The sequence below is a fragment of the Cellulosimicrobium sp. CpK407 genome (assembly GCF_051844275.1).
Lineage (GTDB): Bacteria > Actinomycetota > Actinomycetes > Actinomycetales > Cellulomonadaceae > Cellulosimicrobium > Cellulosimicrobium cellulans_G.
In genome coordinates, this window is record NZ_JBGNYC010000088.1 from 1 (window position 1) to 6150 (window position 6150).

A 6150-nucleotide genomic window follows, 5' to 3' on the forward strand; every position below is an offset into this window, starting at 1 on the left:
AAGCCAGGTGATCTGACCCCACCACCACGCGCCTCTCCTGACAGCGGCCCTCCCACCACCCGGCGGGAGGGCCGCCGTCGCGCGCCCCGCCCGCGGTGTGGAAGCGGTATGGAATCGGGAGCGACCCCGAGGAGGGCGTCATGGGCAGTCCGTCGTGCCGTCGGTACAGCCGAACGCCGGGCACCGGTCCGGCGCACGAGCACGGGAGGTCTCGATGACAGCACGAGCGCGGGTGTCATGGCGGCGGAGGGCGCTCGGACCGTCCGCCGGAGCGGTAGGTCTGGCGACGGCGGCCCTGGTCGGGTTGGCCGGCGTCGCGGCGGCCGCACCCGTCACGGACGTTGTCGACGGCTCCGGGATGAGCGGGACGTTGGAGTCCGGGGTCCGCTGGGAGTCGACTGCGGAGCTCTCCGGTGGACAGGCCACGTTGACTCAGGGGCAGGAGGCCACCGTCTCCTTCTCGGAGCCGGTGGAGCTCGAGCTCACGATCTGGAGCCTTCAGGACAACGCGGCGGGGCAGGAGTGCGTCTCCGTCTCGGAGGCTCTTGATCCGGTGAGCATCAGCGCCCGGCACCGCTGGGACCCGGACACCCGTCAGCTCTGCGGCGTGGAGAACGTGTCCGGCGCGGCGAGCGTGTTCGAGGGTTCCGCAGTCGAGCAGGTGACCGTGACGGCGACCGGGTCCAACGCGACGCACGCGCGGCTCCTCGGTGACCTTCGCGTGACCGTGGAGCGGGACGCCGCAGAGCTCGTCGACGACGCGGCGGCCACCGTGACCGGTGCGGGGACGACGATCGACGTCCTGGCCAACGACGTCCTGCCCGAGGGGTCGAGCCTGCCGACGGTCGAGGCCGCATCCGCTCACGGAGGCGCGGTCACCGTGACGCCCGAGGGGCTCGTCGTCTACACGCCTCCCGCCGGGTTCGTCGGCACCGACTCGTTCACCTACCAGGTCGTCGGGCCGGACCGGGTGGCGCGCTCGGCGACCGTGACCGTGACCGTGACCGAGGATGAGAGCGGCGTCCCGCTGGTCGCGCCGCTCGGGTCCCTCGCGGCCGGTGTCGGGGCTCTGTCCTTCGTGGCGGTGCGGCGCCGGGCACGCCGCTGACCGACGCGCGCTCGCGCGGCGGATGACCGTGGCGCGTCCCGGTGTCGGGGCGCGCCACGGTCGTGTCGTGGCAGCGCGGCCAAGGGGCGGAGGTGTGGGCCGGGTGAACCGGTCAGACCGGCTAGATCGGCCGAAGTCGGAGAGGTATGGTCCGGTGGGGATTGTGCACGTCCAGTGCCCACCGCGCCGTGAGGATCAGCACACATGCGCGGTGATACCGTCCGTCCAGGTGTCACGAGGTGTCCGAGCATGCTTGATCGCGCAGAGAGCGGCGCGTCGCAGACCTCGCTCGGCTGGGCGGAGCTCCATGATGACCGGCTCGTCGACGCGCTGCGAGCAGGGCAGGACGCGGCGTTCACTGAGCTCTACCGTCGGCACGGTCCCGCGGCGCTCGGGGTGGCCCGGCGCGTCCTCGGAGCGGGACCCAGCGCCGACGACGCGGTGGCGGAGGCCTTCACCGCGCTGCTGACGAAGGCGCGCGAGGGCGGCGGACCGACGAGCAACGTCCGTTCGTACCTACTGACGTCCGTGCGCAACGCGGCGCTGAGCCACGTCCGCTCGCAGGAGAGGGTCCGGCCAGCGTCGCATGAGGCTCTCGACGGCCCGGCGCACGACCCCGACCGCCTGACCGTGGCCGAGGACGTCTCCCTCGTGCGTTCGGCGTTCGGCACGCTGCCGGCCCGCTGGCAGCAGGTGCTTTGGTACCTGGACGTGGAGGGCATGACGCCGGCTCAGGCGGCGCCGATGCTCGGCATCTCGCCGAACGCCGCGTCGTCCCTGGCCCGGCGAGCGCGCGACCGCCTGCGCCACGGCTATCTCCAGGCCCACGTACGGCGGGCCGACCCCGGGTGCGCGGACTTCTCGCCGCACCTGGCGCGGTACGCGCAGGGTGGTCTCACCCCGCAGGTACGGCGGCGCATCGAGACGCATCTGACGACCTGTGCCCCGTGCACCGCAGTCGTTGAGGAGCTGAGCGACCTCCGCGGTCGTATGCGCATCCTGCTCCTGCCCCTTGGAGCCCCGGCAGTGCTGGCAGCGTCGTCGGACGGCCCGCGTTCGCCCCGGGCGGGCAGGTCGGCGCTGGGTGGTCGGTGGGCGGCACGGCGCCGCACTCGTGGCGCAGCCGCCGGCGCCCTCGCCGTGGTTGGTGCGTCCGGGACGATGGCCTCCGCCCGTCCCACGGACGACGGCTCGGACGGCCCGGCCGACGATCTCGCGACCGGTGTGCTCGGTAGCCCGCCCGAGGGCGTGGTCGGTGGTGTGGCAGGCGTGCACGAGGCGGACGGCGTGGACCGGGCGACGGCGGCAGTACCCCTGGGGGGCGAGCGAGCAGGTGCCGCAGCAGGGGCTGCGGCGGCCGTCGTGGCGGCTGCTGGGGCGGAGCGAGGTCCGTCGGCGCTCTCTCGTCGGGGACGCCGCCGTGGGGTGGGCGGCGCCGCAGGTGCCAGCGCCGTCAGACAGCGCGACGGCGCGTCGTCGGGCGGTCTGCTCCTGCTTCCTATCGTGGGGTGGTTCGGGGAGTGGCCGCGGTGGTGGTCCGCGGTGGTGGGGACGGTGCGTCACCCGGGGCGCTTCGTGCGCCGGGTGTGGTGGTCGCGCCCCGCGCGGACCTGGCCCTGGTCCGTCGGTGTGGTGTCGACGGTGCTCGTCGTGCTCCTGGGTGTGGCGGCATCGGGGATGCTCCCCGTCCCGGTGGTCGTCGCCCCGGTCGGTGCGCCGGTGGCCTCCGACGGGGCGGGCCCCGCGGATGCTGAGTCCGGCGTGGAGGTCGACGAGGGTGACCCGTCGGTGCCGACCGAGGCTCAGGGGAGCGGTGCGGTTCCGACGCCGGGAGAGCACGGCTCTCCGGTGGGCGCACCGGACGGCGCGGGCGGGGAGGGGCAGGGCACCAGGGACGGCTCCGGCGCGCCGGGCGACGCTGCACCGCCCGGGGTGCCTGGGTCGCCGGGGGCGGTAGATCCCGGCGGTTCGACGACGTCCCCGGACGTGGTCGAGCTCGACGTCGTCTTCGAGGATCTCGGAGACCTCGCGCCCGGGCGCCCCGGGGTCCTCGGCGTCACCGTCACGCACGCCGGCCCGGCCTCGGTCGCGACCGTCGTGCTCGAGGTGGTGCTGCCCACCGGCGTCGCCCTCGACTCTGCCGACCTCGGGCGGGCTTCTTCCGACTGGACGTGCAAGGCGTCGGGCGCTGGTGCTCTCTGTACGGTACGCGGGCTCGCCCTCGGGGCGGCCTCGACGCTGCTCGTCCCCGTCGTCGTCGCACCGCACACCACCCAGGGCGCGGTTCCCGTCACCGTCCGGCCCGCAGACGGGCAGTCGGACGCGGTGTTCAGCCAGGACGTCGTGGTGCGGGACTCGCCGCTCGCCGCGCGCTACGTCGCGGTGGGGGACGTCGGCGTCACCCAGGTGGGGGCCCCGGTCCTGCATTGCCCGCCGTCCGACAGCAGGTGCGCGAGCGTCGTCGACGGCACCGCGACCGGGACCCTGCAGGACAACAAGGCGTGGCAGATGGCAACGGTCGACGAGCTGGGCACGGGCACGCCGTCGTCCCGGGCTCGTCTCGACCTGCCGTCCGGCAGCGAGATCGTCAGCGCGCGGCTGTACTGGGGCGGCGAGTATCGCACCGGCGTGTGCGACGGGTCCGTCGGGAGAGTGCGGCTGGCCTCACCCGGGGGATCGCTCAGGCAGCCCGTCGGCGAGGTCGTGGTCGAGCGTGCGCCCGGGCGCGACTACGCGGTCTACCAGGCCAGCGTCGACGTGACGGCGCAGGTTAGGGCCGGAGGGTCGGGAACCTGGGGGGTCGCCGACGTGTGCACCGCCGGTGGTACTGGGTCGATGGCCGGGTGGGCGCTCGTGGTGGTGCACCGGGACCCGACCGGCGCCGCCTCGAGGCTCGCGATCGTGAACGACGGTCTCATGGCCGTCACCAAGGGCGACGGCGGCCGCGAGGCGGTCGTCGCTGGTCGCGCAGGGTCGCAGGCGCGCATCGGTGCAGTCGCCTGGGAGGGTGACCGTGCGACCGGCGGGGACCAGCTCTTCCTCGACGACACCGCGCTGGTACCGCTGCGGTGGGCCGGATCCGGCCCAGGCGCGGTCGGCTCAGCCAGCAATGCCTTCGACTCGACGGCCTGGGGATCGTCCTACGCGAACTCGCTCGGCGTCGACGTGAAGCCGTTCCGGCCGACCGCGCTGCTCGCCTCGCGTGCCGAACTGCGCGCCGTGAGCACGGGGGACGACTTCTGGGTGGGAGCGCTCACCGTCGTCACGGGCGGATCCTGAGCCCGGGCCGGACGACGGGGTCAAGCAGCCCGGTCTCGTGCGCCCGCCGCAGTGCAGACGCCCTGTCGTGCACTCCCAGCCGGCGGTAGATGTCGCGCACCTGCGTCTTCACGGTGTTCGCCGACACGAACGACTGACGAGCGATCTGGGTTGCGGTGAGTCCCTGCGCAAGCATGCCCAGGACCTCCGACTGCCGCTCGGAGAGCGTGGAGAATGTCGGCTCGACCGGTTCGCGCGCCGTGCGGGCGAGCTCCTCGACGACGGGGTGCCCGGACAGGCGTGCGGCCTCGTGAAGGACGGCGGGCGATCCCCAGCGCAACGGGAAGGACCCTCCGGTGCGGCGGACCGTGTCGAGGGCGTGGGCGAGCTCGCGGTGCGCTTCGTCGTCGGATCCGAGCGCGAGGTGCGCATCCGCGCCGAGCAGGCGCGCCTCGATGCGGACGCGTGGTGAGGCGGAGTGGGCGACCGCAGGGTTGCGGACGGCGGCGAGGGCCTCGCGGGGGCGCCGACGCGCGAGGCAGAGCCGTGCAGTCAGGAGGGAGTGCGCGGCGGGCTCCTGGTCGAGGAGCTCGGCCACGAGCTCGGCGCTCGTGCCGCGGCCGTGCTCCAGGTACAGGCGCCCGAGATCGAGCGCGAGTAGAGGGGGGAGCTGTCGGGGACGCTGCGGATCGCTTGTGGCGTCACCGGCGTGGGTCACGGGAGAGCGCTGCAGCAGTGAGGCGTGGAGGCCGTCGAGGGCGACGGCGGGCGTGGGGCTCACGGCGGCGTGCCAGGTGTCCAGGTGCAGTGCGACGAACCATAGGTCCGCCGCCCAGTGCGCGGTCCGCAGGAACGGGTTGGCAGCGGCGCCGGTGGGGCCCGTGGTCTCGAGGAGCGCGATGTCTGTGGCGAGGAGGAGCGGGTCGCCGACCGTCCGCTGCCACCACGGTGGCGGTGAGGGCAGCAGGCATGCCTCGGCGATCCAGCTCTGCGCGCGGTGGCGTTGCGCGTCGAGCGCGAGCGCGAGCGCTGCGGACTCAGCGGCCGCCCGCGCCAGTCTCGACGCCCCGGTGGAGATCGACAGCCGGTACGCCTCCTCGGCGTGCAGGATCGCCTCGGTCGTCCGTCCTGCCTCGAGGGCGCTGACGAAGGCCTGGAGCATGACCAGGATCCGGGAGCGCGGGAGCTCGGTGTTCCTCACCCGCAGGAGCCACTGCGTGGCAGTCGCCGACGAGGCGCCGGGCTGCCCCGCGCGTCGCTGCTTGGCCGTCCGGACGAAGGCAGACAGCCCGGACTGCGCTTCGTCGGGGCAGGCGTTGGTAGCGCGGTATCGCGGGTGGGTGGGCATCTGGCGGGTCACGGACACGAGGTCGAGGAGGTCGGAAGGGACCGACGGCGGGCCCCCGGCGAGCACCGCGGCCTGGACGGCCTGGAGGGCGGTGCCTTCTTCCTCGTCGAGCAGGCCGGTCCAGCAGTGCTCCAGCGCGCTCCGTGCGGCGTCGGCGTCGCCTGTCTGGATGGCGCCCAGCAGCGTTTCGACGTTGCCCACGTCGGTGTTCCGGGTCGGCATCGCCTGACACTCCACTGTGCAGTCCTCTCAGATTCCCGGCGTGAGCCGATATTTCCGATTCGGCGGGGTCTTGCACCACTAGGACGCCGAGCCCCACGATTCGTGTCGTGTGATGTGGGTCACATGCAGCACGGCGGCCCTCCCGCCGGGTGGTGGGAGGGCCGCTGTCAGGAGAGGCGCGTGGTGGTGGGGTCAGATCACCTCGCTCGTGGTC

3 protein-coding genes are annotated in these 6150 nt (G+C 73.7%); 2 read left to right on the forward strand and 1 reads right to left on the reverse strand.

Annotated features, from left to right (window positions below; translation table 11 throughout):
- The first annotated feature begins 358 nt into the window (after positions 1-358).
- Together ABWU78_RS20730 and ABWU78_RS20735 are read left to right on the forward strand one after the other, a co-directional pair.
- Positions 359-1108, forward strand: a complete 750-nt coding sequence (locus tag ABWU78_RS20730; RefSeq protein WP_353706859.1) for an Ig-like domain-containing protein — start codon at positions 359-361, stop codon at positions 1106-1108.
- Positions 1109-1357: 249 nt separating this feature from the next.
- Positions 1358-4387: a sigma-70 family RNA polymerase sigma factor gene (locus ABWU78_RS20735; protein WP_439159373.1), complete on the forward strand. Its 3030-nt coding sequence runs from the start codon at positions 1358-1360 to the stop codon at positions 4385-4387.
- Here ABWU78_RS20735 and ABWU78_RS20740 read toward each other — a convergent pair.
- Positions 4371-5936 (reverse strand): helix-turn-helix domain-containing protein, encoded by a 1566-nt coding sequence (locus ABWU78_RS20740; protein ID WP_439159374.1) that lies wholly within the window; start codon positions 5934-5936, stop codon positions 4371-4373. The two genes, ABWU78_RS20735 and ABWU78_RS20740, sit on opposite strands and share 17 nt — an antisense overlap.
- Positions 5937-6150: the final 214 nt, after the last annotated feature.